Consider the following 20,348-nt stretch of genomic DNA (forward strand, 5'->3'; position numbering starts at 1 on the left):
TAAATTGATGATTGAATATAACTGATTGAATATAACCTTAGCTCTTATTCTTCAGTTATTTTTTTCACATTGTCTTCTGGCATTCTATCAATCAGGTAATTATAAGGATCAATACCCGCTTCGTAAGGAGCTTCCTTTACCACAAATTTAAAAGTGTTTTCTGCCTGAGTAATTTTTCTCCTTTCGTATACCAAAGGCTCTCCTAAATTCTTGGAAGATTCCGTTTTAGCAAAAACCCCAATATCAATGTAATCAGCCAAAGGCACATCAGTTTGTTTCCCCAGGGAGTCTGCGTGGAACTTTTCAGAAAAAGTAGTTAAAGTCACCTCATATTCATCTCCCCTTTTAACATATTTGCTCTCAATTACTCTGTTGGAAAACAAAGTGATATTTTCGAATAGATCATCAATCACATACTGCAAACTGTCTGGTGTTACTTCCCGAAAAGCCTTTACTGCTGAAATAGAAGTAGGATATAAAGGGTCTTTGTAAGCATGATCCACCAGGAGTTTTTGCAAAGCCTTATTCACACTGTCTTCACCAATCATTTCTTTCAGATAATACATCACTACAGAGCCTTTTCCGTAATGGATGTACCCTTGGTTTTCTGTTTCCATAATGGGCCTTTCCGCTTCAAATTCTCCGCTTCTACCATTAAGATAACTATTCATCTCATACCGAAGAAATTTCTTCATCTTATCTCTGCCATACTCTTCTTCCATAACCATTAAGGCAGAATATTGGGCAAATGATTCGCTCATCATTTCTGAACCTCTCATCCCCGGCCCAATTAATTGATGCGCCCAGTATTGATGCCCCATTTCGTGTGCCACTACATAATATACCAAATCGATATCATCTTTAGTCACATCTCTGAGATCGGCAATAAAACCAATTCCCTCACTATAAGGCATGGTGCCCGGAAATGCCTGCGCAAATCCAGCATATCGTGGAAACTCAATAATTCTACATTGCTTATGATAATAAGGCCCGAAATTACTCGTATAGTATTCCAGGGATCTCCTCATACTGCTAAGCATATTCGGCACATTATATTCATGGCCTTTGATATAATACACTTCAAGATCTACATCATTCCATTTTTCCCTGGCTACTTCATATCTTGCAGAAATAAATGAATAGAAGTTAAGAGATTTTTGATCCAATTGATATTCATAATATTTCCTTCCATCTTTTTCCCATTCTTTTAATAAACTTCCGGGAGCTACTGCAATTTGGTCTGATGCAGTGCTGATGACAGTATGAACATCTACCCAATCGGCATCTTCAGAAATATAAGGGTTTTTTCGGCTTGCAGTATCCGACTCATCCAATTTAGGAAGTCTCAATCGCTTAGGTAAATCTAATTTTGCCCTTTTGTTTTTATCTGATATCTCATAATTCCTTAAATAACCAAAAGTAGGTAAGAGGTCACCGTTGTTGAAAAACGTACCGTTTTGAGTTAAAGAAGTAAAAGAAACACTGTTTTCGAAACCTTTAGTGATCTTATTAAAAGCTATCTCTAATTCCATCGTATCTCCGGCTTGCATGGGTTTCTCTAAAGTATAGATTCTGTAATTCAACTTTTTGTCATCCAATTTCAAAGTGGCATTGGGAATTTCAATTTCCATAGAATCAGGTAAAACAGGCATGGAGAAATGGAATTCATTGATGCTTTCACCAGATTTATTCACAATCGTTCCTTTGATTCGCGTATACAAATCCCGTTGATATGGAAAGATATCTATTTGATAATCCAAACTTACCCATCTTGGCTGAGCAATCCCTTCATATTGTTTATAGCTTAATTCATACTCTTTTTGTCTTCTTTCCATTTCCTTGGAAGAAACATAGGTGTTCAAAATCTCTGTATTATAATATACAAAGCCGGCACACAGCAAAAAGGCTACTATCATTACACTTAAAACCACTCCTCTTTTTTTGATTCTTTGCAGGGCAAATTGAGAACGGATTTTAAATCCTGTTTCCTTACCTCTTACATAAAAGGCATAGATAGCCATGCATAAAATCAGGCAAAACAAAGTCCAATAAATATTAAACAAAATTAAACCTGGTACAAAAGGACCAAAGCCGTTCATATCTGAGTACCTGCCTGAAGGAGTCCCTCCGAACTCCAGCATATTAGAGTTCAGTTCTAAAACTGACCAGATAAATGAATTAACAATGATAAAAGCTACAAAAGCAAAATAGGCTATATACCTGTTATTAATCAGGTAATGGAAAAGCAAAGAGATAACAACCAGAAAAGCAAACTGGAACATATCCAATACCAATAGAGACTTAACGTAAACCCCCAACTCAAAACGGGTATAACCATACAGCCCCTGGGTAATAACACCTACCAAAATAGTGAATGACAACACTAAAAACAGACTGAAAATCATAGCTACCAGCTTCGAGCTAAATAACATCCCTGTTCTTGAAGGCGTGGCATCTTGTATTTCACTTATTTTGGCATCTCTTTCCTTCCAAACCAGTACTCCTGAATAGAAGGTAATGATTCCGATAATGAACAAATAAAATGCTCCGCGGATGGTATCAATCACATCATAAGTAACAGGATATCTTACTGTACCGTATCCTCCTGAAAAGCTGGTAAGACTGGCAATTAAATTTATCAACCCAATAATGACTATAATAATAAAGGTCTGGTTTTTAACAATTGCCTTAGTTTCAAAAACAATCATATGCCATAGCGCATTGAATGAAAAACCATTTCCTTTCGGAGCACTGAAAGACTTTAATCCGCCACCCTGAGGAATTGCTTCTTCTTGTACTTTCAATTTCTTCTTGCTTACTTTTTCATTTCTGGTATTAAATGAAAAGCGTGTATACATACCAAATAAGAGCAAAATACTTAAGCCAACCCAAACCAACCTGTTAATTAACAATTGCCCTATTAAAGGTGTGGCAGTTGAGTTCTGTTCTTCTATTGTTTTATATTTACTGAGGGTTTCTAAAGGCTGAAAACCAAAGGGATCCAAAATATTAGCCAACCATTCTTTTTCTAAATCTGAAGTAAACCCCTGGCTCACCACATAAAAAACCAGGATTAGCATGGCTCCTACAAAAGACACAATATTACTTCTGAAAACAACTGCCAAAGAATAAAGCAAAACACCGGCAATAATAGTATTAGGCAAAGCAAAAGTAAGGATGCCTTGTATATGGCCACTCCAGATAACAGGGCCATATCGTTCAACCTCCACCCAAGGCATTAATGGGCCTAACAAAGCACCCACCGATACTCCTAAAAGCGGAATAATAGCTATCGGTAAAGTCCCCAAAAATTTCCCGAAGAAGTAATGACTCTTTTTGATGGGTGACGAAAAAACAAATTGATGCATGCCGGTACTGAAATCCCTGTTGGCTGTAGCATTCATAAATGCCGTAGTCATAAGCAGGCACATGAGCGACATAATCCCATAATAGGATTGTATAACATAAGGAGCGTTTTTATAGATGTTTCCTATACCCCCTCCAATTTGTACCTGATCCAGTGAAACAGCCAGAAAAACTAATAAGGTGATAATGAAAAAAAAGATCCAAAGCATTGGTGATCTTAACCAATGATTCCATTCATGTTTAATAAACTTCCACATAATTTTGAATTTACTGGTTTAGACTAGCTCATTTAATTTGGCAAAGAAAACATCTTCCAGGGTTTCCTCAGCCTGAGTAAATCCGCTATTAAGAGGCGTTTCAGAGTACACATGAATTTGCGGTTTACCTCCTACCAATTTGTTGCTGATTACTTTGAATTCGGATTGATATTGAGGCAATTCATCTTTGTTCACACTTTTCTCATAAACCCTGTCCTTTATCTGGAGCAAAGCTTCATCAGTTGTTCCTGAATAAAGCACTTTGCCTTTATCCATAATGGCCATATTGGTGCATAATTCACGTACGTCCTGAACAATATGGGTTGAAAGAATTACAATAGTTTGCTCCCCTATTTCACTCAAAATATTATAAAACCTATTTCTTTCCCCGGGATCCAAACCAGCTGTTGGCTCATCTACAATTACCAATTTAGGACTTCCTATCAGGCATTGAGCAATTCCAAATCTTTGACGCATACCTCCTGAATAACTACTTACGGCTTTCTTTCGATGCTCAAATAAATTCACCTTTTGAAGCAGGTAGTTTACCATTTCTTTCCGCTCATTACTTTTGTCAAACCCTTTCAAAATAGCCAGATGATGCAGCAAATCAGTAGCTGAAGTACGAGGATAAACCCCAAACTCCTGCGGAAGATAGCCCAATACTTTCCTTACCTCATCCTTGTTATTTAACACGTCAATATCGCCCAAAGTGGCGGTTCCACTATCTGCATTTTGCAGGGTGGCCAAAGTACGCATCAGGGAGGATTTACCGGCTCCGTTAGGTCCAAGTAGTCCAAACATTCCCTTATCGATTGTAAGGTCTACATTATTCAAAGCATGGACACCGTTTCCATACTGCTTATTCAGATTTTTAATGATTAGTTGCATAGATGATTGTTTTGTTTGGTAAATGATAAATGAAGTAAAGGCTTAGCCAATACCTACTTATTTAGTAGCTAAGACTGAGATTTTTATTACAATAAAAGTAAAAAAATTTAATTGTCTCTAGGCAGATGTATAAAAGCAGGCAAAAGTTGCATTCCTATCTGCGAGAATTATAAAACGTGAATTATATCATTCAACTTTATTAAGCCTTCCTTATTGACAGATAGGAAATTAGTAGGGTAAATTAATCGGTATGTTTCCGAGCATAATAAAAAACTAACCAAGCACGGGCTAAAGCTTAGCGTTTATTTCATCACCAATTGAACCTAATAAAATATAGTGGAATTAAATCTCAAGAAACTGATCAAATTTCTGAACTACCGAAGGCCATAACTTCTCTTTCATTCTTTTTTTAAAAAAACCAAAATGACCTATTGACATTTTATTAATTTCTGCTGGGGTCAATTTAGTGAAATCAATCCCTTTTGCGCTACTTACATTACTCCAATAGGCAGGCACAGATTTTTTGTTGGAAATAGGGTCATCTGTAGCCCAAAACACATGAATAGGAAAGTTATAATTGGCAAAATTCCCAGTTGACACCGATTTTCCGTAAAATTCAGAATCGAAAAAGTAACTCTTTTGGGAGCACCATGACCGCCATTCTTTAACCACATTTGTAGGTAAATCTTCCATAATCCCAAACCTGGAGGCATTTACGTAGCCGGTAAAAAAGCTGCTAAGTGGTGTAAATATGTAGAAAAGGAAAAATGATTTAAGTCTAAACCCGAGTGGCATATAGGGCAAATATCCTGTTGAAACTGCAAAATTAACCATCCCTTTTACGTTCTCTAATTTATTAATAAACCCTATTTGCTGACCACCCACACTATGCCCGAAAAACATGAAAGGAAGTTCAGGAAATTCTGATTCAAGGTATTTTTTAATAGCGGGCATATCTTTTATACCGTAATCCAAAAAACTGAATTCACATTTTGATAAATCCTCTACATCTGAATCTCCTGAACCCCGATAATCCCAGAGACAACATACGTAATCATTTTCAGCCAGGTATTTTACAAAGGGTAAATAAAACTCTTTCTTAGCACCTGTCCCACCATTAAATTGAATGATAGCTTTGGGAGACTCAGGAATTAAAAGCATTCCTTTCAATACAAATCCATCCTCACACTCCACTGAAAAATTTCTTTTCGTAATCATATTCATTTATTAAAATCTTAAATATACCAAACGTTTGGTATGTTAATTTATAAATTTTATAGCATCTCAATACTCCTATTTAAAGCTCTTTTTAAGTACAAATTATCTTTATGCAACTGCATTATTATGATAGATCCTTCAATATCTCCAATGATTTGTTGCACAACATCCGTTAATTGATCATTACTGTATTTTTCCTTAAAAACTTCCATCAAAGCCTGTTTCCAAAGTTCGAAAAATCTTAATATTTCCTTAATAAAAGTATCCTCCACATGAGCTGTTTCAAGAATGGTATTAGCAAAAATGCATCCTCCCTCATTATCGGTAAAGGCTTTAAAGGCTTTTTCAGACATTTTTTCTAACTTCTCTTTGCTTGATAATTGAGGCTCAAATGCAATGCTAAATAAGCTGGTTTCAAACCATTGGATGGAAGCCATTAAAGCTTTGCGCATTACATCCTCTTTGCTCTCAAAATGATGATAGAATGTTCCTTTAGTTAATCCCACCTCTTTTGCCAGATCACTCATTTTCGTACGATAGTAACCTCGTCTGCGAAAGACTTTAATACTTTTATAAAGGATTTCCTCAGGTGTAATTTTCTGTAGCGGCATTTACTAAACGTTTGGTATGTAAATTACAAAGATTTATTGATTTTGAAAAGTTTGATGAAATTCTTACCAAAACTTTTATTTTTAAAAACGGTATATTGACTTATCAAACAATGGACTATTAGCAGTAGTGGTTATACTAAAATCAAAAAGTAAGCATCTGCAATAGATTGTTGAAATGTGTACATTTTGAGGTAAAATCCATGAGAACTATATTAGTAACCGGGGCTACAGGCAATATCGGTAAAGCAGTCATTCATCATTTATTAAAAGCCAGTGAATCTATCTCCATTAAAGCCGGGGCAAGAAAAGCCGAAGAAATAAAAAGCACATTTCCTGCCTCTGAGCATATTTCCCCTACTTTATTTGATTTTGAAAAACCGGATACTTTTGCTCAGGCTCTGGCTGGTTGCGATAGCTTATTCCTATTAAGGCCTCCGCAAATATCGGAAGTAAAAAAGTACTTTGAACCTATTATTGAAGAAGCTAAAATACAAGGTATTAATCACATCATATTTCTTTCGGTACAGGGAGTAGAGAAAAGCAGTATCATTCCCCATCATAAAATAGAAAAGCTGATTGTGGAAAGTGGAATACCTTACACATTTTTGAGACCAGCCTACTTTATGCAGAATTTTACTACTACTCTCAAGAAAGACATCATTGAAAAACAGATAATATTTCTACCGGCCGGAAAAGCAAAATTCACCCTGATTGATGTGGATGATGTAGGGAAAGCTGCTGTTCCCATCATAATTTATCCTGAGCAACATGTAAATAAAGCTTATGAACTCACCAATGAGGAACAACTGAGTTTTACAGAAATGGCAGCAAAAATCTCTAAAGGAGTCGGCAGAGAAATCAGATTTATTTCCCCTAATTTATTAAGGTTTTACCTTCAAAAAAGAAAAGAGGGAATACCCGGGGGATTTATCCTGGTAATGATTATGCTCCATTATTTACCCCGCTTTCAGCAAACTCCTCAAACTACTGGATGGATTTACAAACTCACAGGCCAAAAGCCAAAATCTTTTACTGAGTTTATAAAGGAACATAAAAACGCATTATTGAAAGCCTGAATTTGATACATTGCTTATTAGCCTGAATTTGATTTTAAAAATTTACCTAAAACTACATTAGGACGTTCCCGCTGTTGCGGGACTGGCTATCTCGGTCCCGATCGGGATTACATTTTCAAAAAAAAGAAAATTAACTTGTGCCGCCACAGCGGTATCCGTGATCTCATTAATATTTAGCCTGAGATACCGGATAAATTAAGACCTATGGAAAGGTAAGTCTTAATTTTCCGGCATAGCCTGCCCCGCCTTAGCGGGGACGGCATTTTATAGCAATCGAACTCAGATTATTAGGTGATGGAAAATTTCTCTCCATTCACTTAGAGAAGTTTTCCATCAATCTCTTATTTAAGACTGCTCAAACCATAATCTCTCTCCGCTTTCCCCTTCAAGAATCCCTTCTTTGTTATAAACTAATCTTCCATTCACATAAGTAGAATCAATAGTCGATTGAAAGCTGTGTCCTTCAAAAGGGGACCATCCGCATTTAGAAAGAATATTTTCTTTTGAAACAGTATAATTTCTCTCTAAGTCAACCAAAACAAAATCAGCATGGTAGCTCTCCCTTATAAAGCCTCTCTCCTTCACATGGAAAAGAATGGCAGGATTATGCGCTGCCTTTTGAGCTATTTGCTCCAATGAGATTTTCCCCTGATGGTAGAAATCCAATAAAGCCAACAAACTATGTTGCACCAGCGGACCACCTGATGGCGCTTTAAAATAAGAGTTCTGTTTTTCGGCAAAGGTATGAGGTGCATGATCTGTAGCGATCACATCTATTCTGCCATCCAGAACCGCTTTCATAATTTCCTCCCTGTCATGAGCAGTTTTTACCGCAGGATTCCATTTAATAAATGTTCCTTTTTCGTGATAATCTTCTTCTGAAAACCAAAGATGATGAATGCAGGCTTCTGCTGTAATTTTCTTTTGCTCCAAGGGGATGGAATTATCAAAAAGGGAAAGCTCTTTGGCAGTAGAAATATGGAGTACATGCAGTCGTGAGCCATGTTGTTTAGCTAATTGTACAGCAAGAGATGAGGAAAGGTAACAAGCTTCTTCACTTCTGATTTTAGGATGCATCTCAATAGGAACTTCCTCACCATATTGAGACTGATACTTTTCCGTATTGGCTCGGATAGTCGCTTCATCTTCGCAATGTGTTGCAATTAACATGGGCACTTTTGAGAAAATATTATTCAAAGTCTGCTCATTGTCTACCAGCATATTCCCTGTAGAGCTTCCCATAAATACTTTTACCCCGCAAACATTTTTAGGATTAGTTTTCAGCACCTCCTCAATATTATCATTGCTCGCTCCCATAAAAAATGAGTAATTCGCTAAACTATTTTTAGCCGCAATTTGATATTTATCTTCCAGTAATTCCTGAGTCAATGCATTGGGAACTGTATTCGGCATTTCCATAAATGAAGTAACCCCACCGGCTACTGCAGCACGAGATTCAGTAAATATATTCGCTTTATGCGTAAGACCGGGCTCTCTAAAATGTACCTGGTCATCAATTAATCCGGGAAATAAATATTTTCCTTTGGCATCAATTACTTCATCAGCTTCATCTGAACCTATCTGGTTAGCAATTTTCTCGAATCGACCATTCTTAACAAGAACATCTTTTGACTCAATCTGCCCATCATTCACTATCTTTGCATTTATAATCAGTAGCTTTTTCATAATATTCAATAATCATCGGTTCATGTCGCAAGATATCTCATCATTTCAGGAATTTAAACTAAACAAGCAATTATTCAATGCAATTGATGATCTGGGCTACGAAAAACCCAGTCCCATTCAGCAAAAAGCAATCCCTTTGATATTAAACGGACATGATGTAATAGGGATAGCACAAACCGGAACGGGTAAAACAGCTGCTTTCGTTTTGCCTCTTCTGATGAAATTAAAGTATGCACAAGGTGATGCTCCGAGAGCTTTAGTCATAGCCCCGACTCGTGAATTAGTGATGCAGGTATATGAAAACCTGAAAGAACTGGGAAAATATACTGATTTAAGAGCCGTCTGCCTATATGGTGGTATTGGTGCCAAAAAACAAGCTGAAGAAGTAGCTGCAGGTTGTGATTTATTGGTGGCTACACCAGGCAGGCTATTGGACATTTATCAAATGGGTGTGCTCAATACCAAGCATATTAAAACATTTATACTTGATGAAGCCGACAAAATGATGGATATGGGTTTTATGCCTCAGATCAGAAATGTGCTGGAAATTTTACCCATGAAAAAACAGAACCTGTTTTTCTCAGCCACCTTTCCTGAAAAAGTGGAGAAGTACGCTTACGAATTTACTGATTTTCCTGAAAAAGTGGAGGTAACGCCCCAGGCTACTACCACGGATCTGGTCAAGCAACACCTTTACCATGTACCCAACTTCCTTACTAAAATCAACTTATTGCAACATTTATTGCTCAATGAAAAACTGGGACGGGTGATCATTTTTGTGAGCACTAAAAAAACAGCTGATAATGTTTTTCATTTTATTGAAAGAAAGGTAACTGACAGTGTAAGAGTAATCCATGCCAATAAAGGGCAATCCACCAGGATTAACTCTGTTAAAGAATTTAGCGAGGGAAATATCAGGATATTGGTTTCTACAGATGTCACTGCCAGAGGAATTGATATTCACGAAGTGAGCCATGTAATCAATTTTGATGTACCTAATAAAAACGAAGATTACGTACACCGGGTAGGCAGAACAGGCCGGGTGCAACATAAAGGAGTAGCCATCACTTTCGTGAATGCCGCTGAGGTTTATAATATTGGAAAAATTGAAGAGCTGATCCGGATGAAAATTCCGGTGAGGAAGTTACCGAAAGAAGTAACAATAGAGGCTACTTTACCCGAAGAGCGACAAGCCATTGACATGGAAATTGACAGACAAAAAAGAATTGAAGATCCTGATTTCAAAGGTGCTTTCCATGAAAAAAAGAACCCTCATGCTGCCAAAGGAAAAAAAGGTGGCACTGGCAAAAAGCCTAAAGATAAGAGAAGGAAGAGATAGTGAGGTCTAAGATTAGACGCTTCTTAAATTGTGGATTTTGGAGTCTTGAAATATCTAAGATTTCATATTATTTTGATCACGTATTTTCTCCAGATTCTCAACATCATCCAAGTCTTTATGCCGACCTAAATTTTTCTTCTCCAAAATAAGATCATTGATGTGAATAACTCTGATAGGAATACCCTCTATCTCGCTTTGATATGACCTTTGATAAACTTCTTCAAAATCCTCCTTCTTAAATAACGAAGTATATCCCATAAAATCAGCAGTAAAACCTGAATCGCCTATTGTCAAACTGCTCCATCCTGGAATCAATGGAACTTTAAAGTAACTTTCTGCAGCAGGAACATCTACTTGAACAAGTGCTTTTACTAAACGCTTTTTATTTTCAGGCTCTTCCTTTACCCATAAATCGATGTCGCCAGTTGTTCGTATATGTCCATGAAAAACAGTTGCTACGCCTCCTACCAATATATATTCCACTTTATTTTCAAACAGACTTTTTAATAACCCGAGAACTTCTTCACTATGAATATCCATAAAGTCTTTTGGTTCATTTCTCTTATTGGCCCTATATATTTTAGAAGCAAATCGAGTTAATCCGGTAAACTGCTTTAAGTTATCGATATTTGTTTTAACAGCCATAATAGCATATTTTTCCCATTAACAATATTTAAACAACTTTCATTGCAACTTACCGGAGTTCACACTTTCTATTCCTTTATTTCAACTTCCTCTTCCACCTCATCCACCAATGGTCTTCCCTCTCTGTTAGCCAATTCCCATGCGGTGTAAAAAACTAAATCGGTCCTTTTTTTCAAGAGATCAAATTCTATTTTATCAACTGTATCAGTCGGTTTGTGATAATCCTTGTGCGTACCATTAAAATAAAATATGATTGGCACTCCATTTTTGGCAAAGTTCCAATGATCAGATCTGTAATAAATTCTATCCGGATGGTCTTCTGCATTGTAAGTATAATCTAAATCCAGCTTGGTATAGTTGGAATTGATACTTTCACTGATCTCATGCAGTTCGGTTGAAATTCTATTAGAACCAATTAAATAAACAAATTCCCTGTTTTCTTTATGCACGGAATCTACACGTCCTATCATATCAATATTCAAGTTGGCAATTGTTTGCTCCAAGGGGAAAACCGGGTTTTCTGCATAATAAGCAGAGCCCAAAAGCCCTTTTTCCTCTCCTGTTACTGGCATAAACAATATACTTCTTCTTGGTGTATATCCATCTTTTTTGGCCAATGCAAAAGCCTCGGCTATTTCCATTACAGCTGTTGTTCCGGAGGCATCATCATCAGCACCATTGTAAATTTCACCATTTTTAATCCCTTCATGATCATAATGGGCAGTCAATACCAGAATTTCATCTTTCTTCTCACCACCTTCCAAAAAGCCCAGTACATTTTCAGTTTCTATAACATTTACATTCACTTCACCATACAACTCAACTGTCGCCTTATCACCAATCTTCAAATTATCGAGAGGTTTACCGTATATTTTTTCTGCTACCTCAAGGTAGGTCACTAAACTTACCAAACCTTTATGGGAAGGCTTTTTCCTGGAAGTAGAGCCATGTGCGGCATAATATTGACCATATCGAATCACCATATTCATCTTTGCACTGTCGTCAGCCAAAACTACAGCTCCTTTGGCTCCTTCACTTTCCAATTGCTCCAATATTGGAGTAAATTGTCCTTTAGCCTGAAACATTACAAACTTATCTTTCACTGAGAGCTGAGCCAAATCTTCTTTGCTGGCTTCATTTATATAAACAATTTCCACTTTTGATCTCTCCATTGGATTGTTGGACCAATAAACCATTTCTTCAAGGTTCTTTAGCGTATCATTATCAAATATTAATTCAGAATGACCTCTTTTGGTTTGGTATAGGTTAAATTTTTGGTAATAAGAATCTCCTTCAACCGGTGCACTCAATCCAATTTCTTCAAAATGCTTTTTTATATAATCAGCTGCCATTTTCTGCCCCTTTTTACCTGTTTCACGCCCCTCTAGCGAGTCTGAAGCAAGGATAGTTAAATGCCGGGTTAAATCTGCATCAGTAATAGTGGTTGCATATTTTCTGGCTACAGACTCATTCACTTGAGAATAAGACAGATAGGAGAAGCAAAAGCATCCGAAACAAAGAATTAAAAACTTATTCATGATAAAAGGTTTAAAGGATAAATAATTTAAATTTTACTGTAATCTGAACAAATATACTATCAAATATATTGTACTTTTGTGGCATCATTCAGAAGCCTGAATATCATACAATTTTACAAAAGTTATCTTCAAATATGGGGTGAACAAACATTTAAAGCTATTTTAAATTTAAAAACCTAAAATGCATCATATTTTTGCAAATCCCATATAACATGTGAAAATTAATACAATACTTATGAAATTAAACCCTCGTTACCAAGAAAGATTTGATGTGAGGCATAATGCACCGGATAAACAGCAAATAAAAGAGATGCTGGAAATGGTCAAAGCCGATTCCCTGGAACATTTGATTGAAGAAACCATTCCTAAGAACATCAGGTTGAAACAGGACTTGAATTTACCTGCTGCACAAACAGAATTTGAATTCCTTGAGTCGTTCAAAAAAATGGCTTCTAAGAATCAAATTTATCGTTCCTACATTGGTTTAGGATATTACAATACACATGTTCCCGGTGTAATTCTGAGAAATATCATGGAAAATCCCGGATGGTATACTGCTTACACTCCTTACCAGGCTGAAATAGCCCAAGGCAGGTTGGAGGCACTTATCAACTTCCAAACTATGGTAACAGATCTGACGGGAATGGAACTTGCCAATGCTTCCTTGTTGGATGAAGGAACTGCAGCAGCTGAAGGAATGAGCATGTTCTACGGTATGCGAAAAGGCAAGAAGAAAAACGCACATGTATTTTATGTAGATGAAAACATTTTCCCACAAACATTGGATGTGCTTAAGACGAGGGCTATTCCTATTGGTATTGAATTGAAAGTAGGAAAAATCACCGATATTGATGTAACTGACCCAACTATATTTGGTTTATACACTCAGCAAATTAATAGACAAGGGGATATCATTGATCTAAAACCTATTCTGGAAGCTGCACAGGAAAATGAAATTTTCTCTACTATAGGAGCTGATTTGTTATCCCTGACTTTACTAACCCCTCCCGGAGAATTAGGTGCTGATTGCGTGGTAGGTACCTCCCAAAGGTTTGGTATCCCGATGGGATATGGTGGCCCTCATGCTGCTTTTTTTGCCACCAGGGAAGCTTATAAAAGACAAATTCCCGGCAGGATCATAGGAGTTTCTATAGATAAAGCCGGAAACAAAGCTTACAGAATGGCTTTACAGACCAGAGAACAGCATATCAAGAGAGAGAAGGCCACTTCCAATATTTGTACAGCCCAGGTTTTATTAGCTGTGATGGCAGGAATGTATGCCGTTTATCATGGACCAACCGGGTTGAAGAAAATTGCCATCCGTACACATTCTTTAGTGAAATTATTGGCCCAAGGCCTGGAATCACTCGGTTATCAGGTACTTAATAAAAATTATTTTGACACCATCAGTATAGAGTTGGAATCAGAAAAATTAAGGGAAATGCTTCACTCATTAACACTTGAGCATAAAATCAACCTTAATTTTAGTGGGGACAAAACAGTATCCATTGCCTTAAATGAGACCACAAGAATTGCAGATGTGAGTGAATTACTGGAAATTTTTGCATTAGTGCTTGATGAAGATGCTTCACTTTACAGAATAGAAGAAAAAGCCAATTCCCTTGAGTTGGACTGGCCAAAAAACTTCGTCAGAAAAAGCGCCTATCTGGAACATCCTGTTTTCAATAGTTATTTTGCAGAACATGAGATGTTGCGTTACATTAAGAAATTGGAAAACAAAGACCTTTCTTTGGTGCATTCCATGATTTCATTGGGCTCATGTACAATGAAGCTGAATGCTACAACTGAAATGATTCCGGTTACATGGCCTGAATTAGGACATATCCACCCTTATGCTCCAAAAGAGCAAGCATTAGGCTACAGGGAGATGTTTATTAAACTGGAAAACATGCTAACGGAAATCACTGGATTTGCAGCAACTTCCTTGCAACCGAATTCGGGCGCTCAGGGAGAATACGCAGGCTTAATGGTAATAAGAGCTTACCACTTAAGCAGAGGTGACAACCAACGTAATGTTACAATCATTCCTTCTTCCGCACATGGTACCAATCCTGCAAGTGCAGTAATGGCTGGCATGGAAGTAGTAATTGTAAAGTGTGACGATAATGGAAACATTGATTTAGTTGATTTAAAAACCAAAGCGGAAAAGCATAAAGAGAATCTTTCAGGATTAATGGTTACCTACCCATCCACTCACGGAGTGTTTGAGGAAGAAATCCAGGAGATTTGCGAAATCATCCACCAAAATGGGGGCCAGGTTTATATGGATGGTGCCAATATGAATGCACAAGTAGGGTTAACTTCACCTGCCAATATTGGTGCCGATGTTTGTCACCTGAACTTGCATAAAACTTTTTGTATACCACATGGAGGCGGTGGACCTGGTATGGGACCAATTTGTGTGGCAGAACACCTGAAGAAATTCTTGCCAGGTAATCCATTAATTCCTACTGGTGGTGACAATTCTATTTCTTCTATTTCGTCTGCACCATGGGGAAGCGCAAGTATTCTGGCCATCAGTTATGCCTATATTTGCCTAATGGGAGCCGAAGGTTTGAAAGAAGCCACTCAATTGGCCATTTTAAATACCAACTATATCAAAGCGCGATTAGCCAATCACTTCCCTGTGCTATACACAAATAAAAAAGGACGCTCAGCACATGAAATGATTATCGACTGCCGATCTTTCAAGGAATTTGGTATAGAAGTAGAGGATATTGCTAAGCGTTTGATGGATTATGGCTATCATTCACCAACTGTTTCTTTTCCGGTACCTGGTACTATGATGATTGAGCCTACTGAAAGTGAGACTAAAACAGAGTTGGACAAATTCTGTGATGCCATGATTTCTATTAGAAAAGAAATTCAGGAAGTAGCAGATGGTTTGGCTGATCCACAAAACAACGTATTGAAAAATGCCCCGCACACTATGTCTGTTGCTTTGGCAGAGAATTGGGACCTCCCTTATAGCAGAGAAAAAGCGGTATTTCCTTTGGCCTATGTGAAAGCCAATAAGTTTTGGCCTAGTGTGAGCCGAATTGATAGTGCTTATGGTGACAGAAACTTAATGTGTAGCTGTATCCCTGTTTCTGAATATGAAAATGAGGAAGAAGCAATGGCGTAAGCAAAAGCATTATTAATTATATTAAAGCCACTTTAAAAGTTTCTATATCTTTTGAGTGGCTTTTTTTTGTAAATTATGGTCAACAAGATAACATCATGGCAAGCTTGAAGAAAATCTTAACCATGTTGTATTAATTGCAGGAATTGAAAAATACATAAACCCATTACATTATCGAAAAGCACCAATTATTTTTTAAACACTTTGAAAATTATATTGACTTGTCTGAATCTTTAAAAGAAGATATCTCCAAAAGAATTCGTTTTGAACAATTCAAAAAGGGAGAACTTGTACATAATGCTGATTTAATCTGTACTAAGAGCTACTTTATTCAAGATGGAATTTTAAGGACTTATTTTTTGAAAGATGGCAAAGAAATTAGTGAATATTTCTGTAGCGAAGGAGAATGGATCAATTCGCCTCGGAGCTTCATGCAAAGGAAGAAAGATATATATTACATTGATGCCATAGAAAATACTGATGTATATTGTTTAGATGTAAATGACCTGCTTTTCCTCTTTGACCACTACCCCGAAATGGAGCGCTACTCAAGGTTATCAATGGGCACTCTTTTTGGCCATTTGATAGAACGAATCACTTCCTTACGATTTACAACTGCCCGGGAAAAGTATGAGCACTTTTGCCAAACCTACCATGACGTTAACCATCGCATTCCTCTGGGTATGATTGCTTCCTATTTAGGAATTAGTCAGGAAACATTAAGCAGGGTTCGGGCAAAAAGATAATCTTTTTGATTTAAATCAAAAGAAATAGAATTTATTAGCAATACTTTTGGACATCGTAGACTTAAAATAAATTCCAATGTTGAAAAAATTATTGATTGGCCTCATAGTGGTTCTTGGCACACTATTCTTATTTCTGGTATTATATACTCCCCCTATTTCAGAAAATCATGGTGAAATTCAAACAAGGTTGTACTTAGGAGAAGGTGAAAACCAGCCATTAGTCGTAGGATTTGGTGGTGGAGAAGGAGGAAATGCATGGGATAGTGATTACTGGAAAGATATCCGTAATGAATTCCTTAACCAGGGTTATTCCTTTTTAGCAATTGGTTATTTCGGTATTGAAAACATTCCTGCGGAACTTGATAGGATTTCACTTAATGCCATTCATGATTCGATCATGCAAATAGCCCTTCATCCTAAAATCAACCAACAAAAGATAGCTTTAATTGGCGGCTCAAAAGGTGCTGAACTTGCTTTGAACCTTGCAAGCAGATATCCGGACTATGGAGCAATAATTGGCATTGTACCCAGCCATGTATCTTTTCCGGCCAACAATATGAGTGCTTCCACCTCCTCATGGACTTTTAACGGAGAAGAAATTCCTTATGTACCTATGCCGTGGGCGGCAGTACCTGCAGCTCTCAAGCATGATTTACATAGTGCTTTTTCTATTATGTTAGAAAACGAAGAAGCTGTAGAAAAAGCAAAAATAGCCGTGGAAAACATTCAAGGTTCTATCCTACTGGTTTCAGCTACTGAGGATGAAATGTGGCCATCTACTGAAATGTCAGAGGATATTATACAAACATTAAAAAAAGAAAATTTTGGGTATTATTATGAGCATATTCCGGTACAGGGTGGGCATACAGAACCTCGAAAACATTTTAACCGCATTTTCGACTTCCTCAACAAACATTTTAAGGAATCATTGTAAGCAAGAAAGGAGATTTGGAAAGATGATTTATTTCCAAATCTCCTCATTCGCCATAAAATAACATCTCTGAATAACTACCCTTGCTCAGATTGAAATTCATCAATCAACTGCTTCACATCCAAATATTTTGATGCATTCAGGTAACTATCATCATTATAATACGCGAAAATGACTGTTTTATTTTTAATAGTGTCTATCACTGTCCGACTTAAACCTTTTGGTAGTGCCGGACAACCATAGCTACGGCCAAGTCTTCCATATCTTTTCACAAAATCATCACTTACATAAGAAGCTTCATGCATTACAACTGCTCTTTTAAACATATTGTCATTCCAGCCTACTTCGTCTCCCATTAATCGCATACTATAACCGTTTATTCCAGTATATGTGCCTCCGGTTACATAAAAACCAAGACTGCTAGAATTGGATGAACGTTCATTCGAAAATGTTCTAGCCATATCTTCCCCGGTGTTCCTTCCGTGACTTACAAGAGAATAGAACATAAAATCCAACTGATCCAAATCAATAGTATAAAACCTTTTATCGCAACTGCTCTTGGTGAAATCTATGATCGAAACAATATTCTTGTCATTAAGTCTTTCATCTTGCTTCAGTGAATAATATCCTATCAGGGCATATCTAAAAGGTTTGAAATCCAATTTCACATCAGGATTCTTCTTGATCAATTGATGATAGAGGGATTTTACTGAGTCTTCAAAACTATCCAGAGAGTTAAAAAAAGAAAGCTCATATGCTTCTTTCTTTCGAATTGAATCTACCTCCACCATATCCTTAGGATGGGGTCTTAGTTGAGTTAATGAATCTATTTCGGCATGAATTAATTTTTCTTCCTCGGATTCTATTCTGGTAGCTTCATCTGGTTTTTCGGAGCATGCTGTAAAATTCAGAAAGAAAGGGATAGTTAATAAGAGAGTAAAAAATCTTTTGAGCATTGATATTGAATTTGAAATTTTTACTTTTAAAAATATGCACTTCTACTATTGAAAAATAGAGAGGCATCAAGTAATCCTACTTCACCACCTTCAATCAAATTTGAGTAAAAATAGTTCCGGATTACCAAAGTATATACTCTGCAAAACCTCACCATCATGGTTTTTAATCACTCATGAATATTCATTGTCAATACTTTTGGCATATTTCGATAACTCTTCCAGTTTCTTTAGTTGAATTTCATCAAACCCATAAATATCTTCAAATATTTTAAGCGCTCCGTTCTTATCCACCCATGTAGTTAAATAAGCAATCTGGACATGATATGGTTTTTCCAGATAAACTTTTTCAGTCTCCCCTTCAACCATCATTTTACTGATTTTATCCTTGTCCCAATCGCCCTGATCCCTTAATAAAAAATAAGCGAATTCCTGAGGATATTCCAATCTGATACAACCATGGCTAAAAGTCCTTTCTTTTTCATCAAACAAATAGCTCTCAGGGGTATCATGTAAATAGATAGCCAGACTATTGGGCATGATAAACTTCACTAAACCCAATGCATTAGAGGTGCTCGGTTGTTGAACAACCTTAAAATATTTTTCTTCAATGCTATCACTCTCCCAGTTAACCAGATAGGGGTCCACTTCTTCCTCATTTTCATAAACTTTGAAATCCCTGTCAATGTAATAGCCCGGGTCTTCTTTGAGTTTTGGGATCATTTCTTCTTTTATAATACTTTGAGGAACTGTCCAGGTAGGGCCAAACTCAATGTACTTCAAAGTATCACTAAAAATTGGCGTGGCATTATATTCTTCTCCTACAATTACTTTCATTTTCAATTGTAGTTCTCCTCCTTTATATGCCCTCAACTTAAATTCCGGCACATTTACTAAAACCATATCTCCCTCCATATCTTCCGGAAGCCAACGCATTCTTTCCAGGTTTAATGCAATCAACTTTTTCAACTCTTCATCCCCCATATTTAGGTATTTCAAAGTATTTGTCCCGGGCAGTCCGTCCACTTTAATGCTAAAGGACCGCTGAAAATCTTTTATTTTTTCAATTAAAGTACTATCAACCTGGCTGGCACCTGCTCCCATTTCTGTTTCAATACCCCATTGATTAAGGTTATTTCTGATATATTTTACGTTTTCATCTTCATAACCAATTTCAAAATCATCCAGATTTTTCATACTGAATTCAATGATTTCCCTTGGCTCACTATGGTTCAATTTTTTTAATTGATCTCTGAGATTGACATAAAAAGAGTGACGAGGCTGCAAGGTATCTAATAATTTATTTAATGATGACTGATCATTAATTTCAAGAAGTTGCGGGATCGCAAATCCATTGACCTCATCTTTCAACCAAATCCATTCTTTTCTACCGGGGTTTGCAATTCTCCCTTTCTTGAGATGTGTAATGAACAATATAAAAGAAGCAGTTGCGTCTCTGTCCAATTTCGAAATTCTTCTTGTGTCGGTCTTCTCTTCATTATAAATGCTTTCTGCTTCATCTTTCAAATGATTAAGTCGGTACAAGGCTGGATCGAGTCCGTAATCTTCAGCAGCACTTAAAACATCAACTAATGAAGTAAATAGTGAAGTTTTCTTTGTTGCATAAAACCATCGGGTTTTACCTCCATTTTTTCGGTAGAAATCAGAGACTTTACTGGAGATTTCCTCCTGTCTCGCAGTATCTAAAACCACTGTTTTTTCAAAAAATGAAGGAGTCGTATCTGCTAAACTTATAGCTTCCGAATCCTTGGTTATTTTAGATTGATTGCCGGTTCCACTGTTATTATCACAGCCTGTTAATAGATAAAGTAAGAAGTAAAATGCGATAAAAAATCTTAAGTTCACGTATGTTGCTGTTTTCAAAAGATTGCCACTTACAATCTTTTACATGAAAAATAGCTCGGTCTTGCTAAATAATTATTTAATTA

At 36.8% G+C, this 20,348-nt stretch carries 14 protein-coding genes; 5 read left to right on the forward strand and 9 right to left on the reverse strand.

The window, feature by feature from the left end; all coding sequences use genetic code 11:
• Nucleotides 1-44: 44 nt before the first annotated feature.
• The 4 genes from JKA74_RS20080 to JKA74_RS20095 all read right to left on the reverse strand — a co-directional run bounded on the left by JKA74_RS20080 (nucleotide 45) and on the right by JKA74_RS20095 (nucleotide 6,343).
• The gene (locus JKA74_RS20080; protein WP_201433038.1) at nucleotides 45-3,623 is read right to left on the reverse strand and encodes an ABC transporter permease/M1 family aminopeptidase; all 3,579 of its coding nucleotides are present in this window, start codon (nucleotides 3,621-3,623) and stop codon (nucleotides 45-47) included.
• A gap of 18 nt (nucleotides 3,624-3,641) precedes the next feature.
• Complete coding sequence (locus JKA74_RS20085; RefSeq protein ID WP_201433039.1) at nucleotides 3,642-4,514, reverse strand: ABC transporter ATP-binding protein; 873 nt, start codon at nucleotides 4,512-4,514, stop codon at nucleotides 3,642-3,644.
• Nucleotides 4,515-4,856: 342 nt separating this feature from the next.
• On the reverse strand, nucleotides 4,857-5,732 hold the full coding sequence (locus tag JKA74_RS20090) for an alpha/beta hydrolase family protein (protein WP_201433040.1): 876 nt from the start codon (nucleotides 5,730-5,732) through the stop codon (nucleotides 4,857-4,859).
• A 56-nt stretch (nucleotides 5,733-5,788) separates the two neighbouring features.
• A complete protein-coding gene (locus JKA74_RS20095; RefSeq protein ID WP_201433041.1) occupies nucleotides 5,789-6,343 on the reverse strand; it encodes a TetR/AcrR family transcriptional regulator in 555 nt (184 codons plus the stop codon).
• A 200-nt stretch (nucleotides 6,344-6,543) separates the two neighbouring features.
• Between JKA74_RS20095 and JKA74_RS20100 the strand changes: the two genes are divergently transcribed.
• Nucleotides 6,544-7,419: an NmrA family NAD(P)-binding protein gene (locus tag JKA74_RS20100; protein WP_201433042.1), complete on the forward strand. Its 876-nt coding sequence runs from the start codon at nucleotides 6,544-6,546 to the stop codon at nucleotides 7,417-7,419.
• A gap of 345 nt (nucleotides 7,420-7,764) precedes the next feature.
• On the opposite strand, the gene JKA74_RS20105 is transcribed toward JKA74_RS20100, so the two are convergent.
• Complete coding sequence (locus tag JKA74_RS20105; protein ID WP_201433043.1) at nucleotides 7,765-9,105, reverse strand: dihydroorotase; 1,341 nt, start codon at nucleotides 9,103-9,105, stop codon at nucleotides 7,765-7,767.
• A 22-nt stretch (nucleotides 9,106-9,127) separates the two neighbouring features.
• Between JKA74_RS20105 and JKA74_RS20110 the strand changes: the two genes are divergently transcribed.
• Nucleotides 9,128-10,444, forward strand: coding sequence for a DEAD/DEAH box helicase (locus JKA74_RS20110; protein WP_201433044.1), 1,317 nt, complete (start codon nucleotides 9,128-9,130; stop codon nucleotides 10,442-10,444).
• 54 nt (nucleotides 10,445-10,498) lie between these two features.
• Here JKA74_RS20110 and JKA74_RS20115 read toward each other — a convergent pair whose 3' ends face one another.
• Together JKA74_RS20115 and JKA74_RS20120 are read right to left on the reverse strand one after the other, a co-directional pair.
• Nucleotides 10,499-11,089, reverse strand: a complete 591-nt coding sequence (locus tag JKA74_RS20115; RefSeq protein WP_201433045.1) for a DUF6036 family nucleotidyltransferase — start codon at nucleotides 11,087-11,089, stop codon at nucleotides 10,499-10,501.
• 68 nt (nucleotides 11,090-11,157) lie between these two features.
• Nucleotides 11,158-12,627 carry a M28 family peptidase gene (locus JKA74_RS20120; RefSeq protein ID WP_201433046.1) on the reverse strand — a complete coding sequence of 490 codons (1,470 nt, stop codon included), beginning with the start codon at nucleotides 12,625-12,627 and terminating at the stop codon, nucleotides 11,158-11,160.
• 235 nt (nucleotides 12,628-12,862) lie between these two features.
• Between JKA74_RS20120 and gcvP the strand changes: the two genes are divergently transcribed.
• The 3 genes from gcvP (at nucleotide 12,863) to JKA74_RS20135 (ending at nucleotide 17,449) form a co-directional block, all read left to right on the forward strand.
• Nucleotides 12,863-15,772 carry an aminomethyl-transferring glycine dehydrogenase gene (gene gcvP / locus JKA74_RS20125; protein WP_201433047.1) on the forward strand — a complete coding sequence of 970 codons (2,910 nt, stop codon included), beginning with the start codon at nucleotides 12,863-12,865 and terminating at the stop codon, nucleotides 15,770-15,772.
• A 218-nt stretch (nucleotides 15,773-15,990) separates the two neighbouring features.
• Nucleotides 15,991-16,515: a Crp/Fnr family transcriptional regulator gene (locus JKA74_RS20130; protein WP_201433048.1), complete on the forward strand. Its 525-nt coding sequence runs from the start codon at nucleotides 15,991-15,993 to the stop codon at nucleotides 16,513-16,515.
• Nucleotides 16,516-16,591: 76 nt separating this feature from the next.
• Nucleotides 16,592-17,449, forward strand: a complete 858-nt coding sequence (locus JKA74_RS20135; RefSeq protein ID WP_201433049.1) for an acyl-CoA thioester hydrolase/BAAT C-terminal domain-containing protein — start codon at nucleotides 16,592-16,594, stop codon at nucleotides 17,447-17,449.
• 74 nt (nucleotides 17,450-17,523) lie between these two features.
• Here JKA74_RS20135 and JKA74_RS20140 read toward each other — a convergent pair whose 3' ends face one another.
• Nucleotides 17,524-18,402 (reverse strand): murein L,D-transpeptidase catalytic domain family protein, encoded by an 879-nt coding sequence (locus JKA74_RS20140; RefSeq protein WP_201433050.1) that lies wholly within the window; start codon nucleotides 18,400-18,402, stop codon nucleotides 17,524-17,526.
• Nucleotides 18,403-18,573: 171 nt separating this feature from the next.
• On the reverse strand, nucleotides 18,574-20,265 hold the full coding sequence (locus JKA74_RS20145; protein ID WP_201433051.1) for a L,D-transpeptidase family protein: 1,692 nt from the start codon (nucleotides 20,263-20,265) through the stop codon (nucleotides 18,574-18,576).
• Between the last annotated feature and the right edge of the window lie 83 nt (nucleotides 20,266-20,348).

Source organism: Marivirga aurantiaca, from assembly GCF_016679925.1.
Lineage (GTDB): Bacteria > Bacteroidota > Bacteroidia > Cytophagales > Cyclobacteriaceae > Marivirga > Marivirga aurantiaca.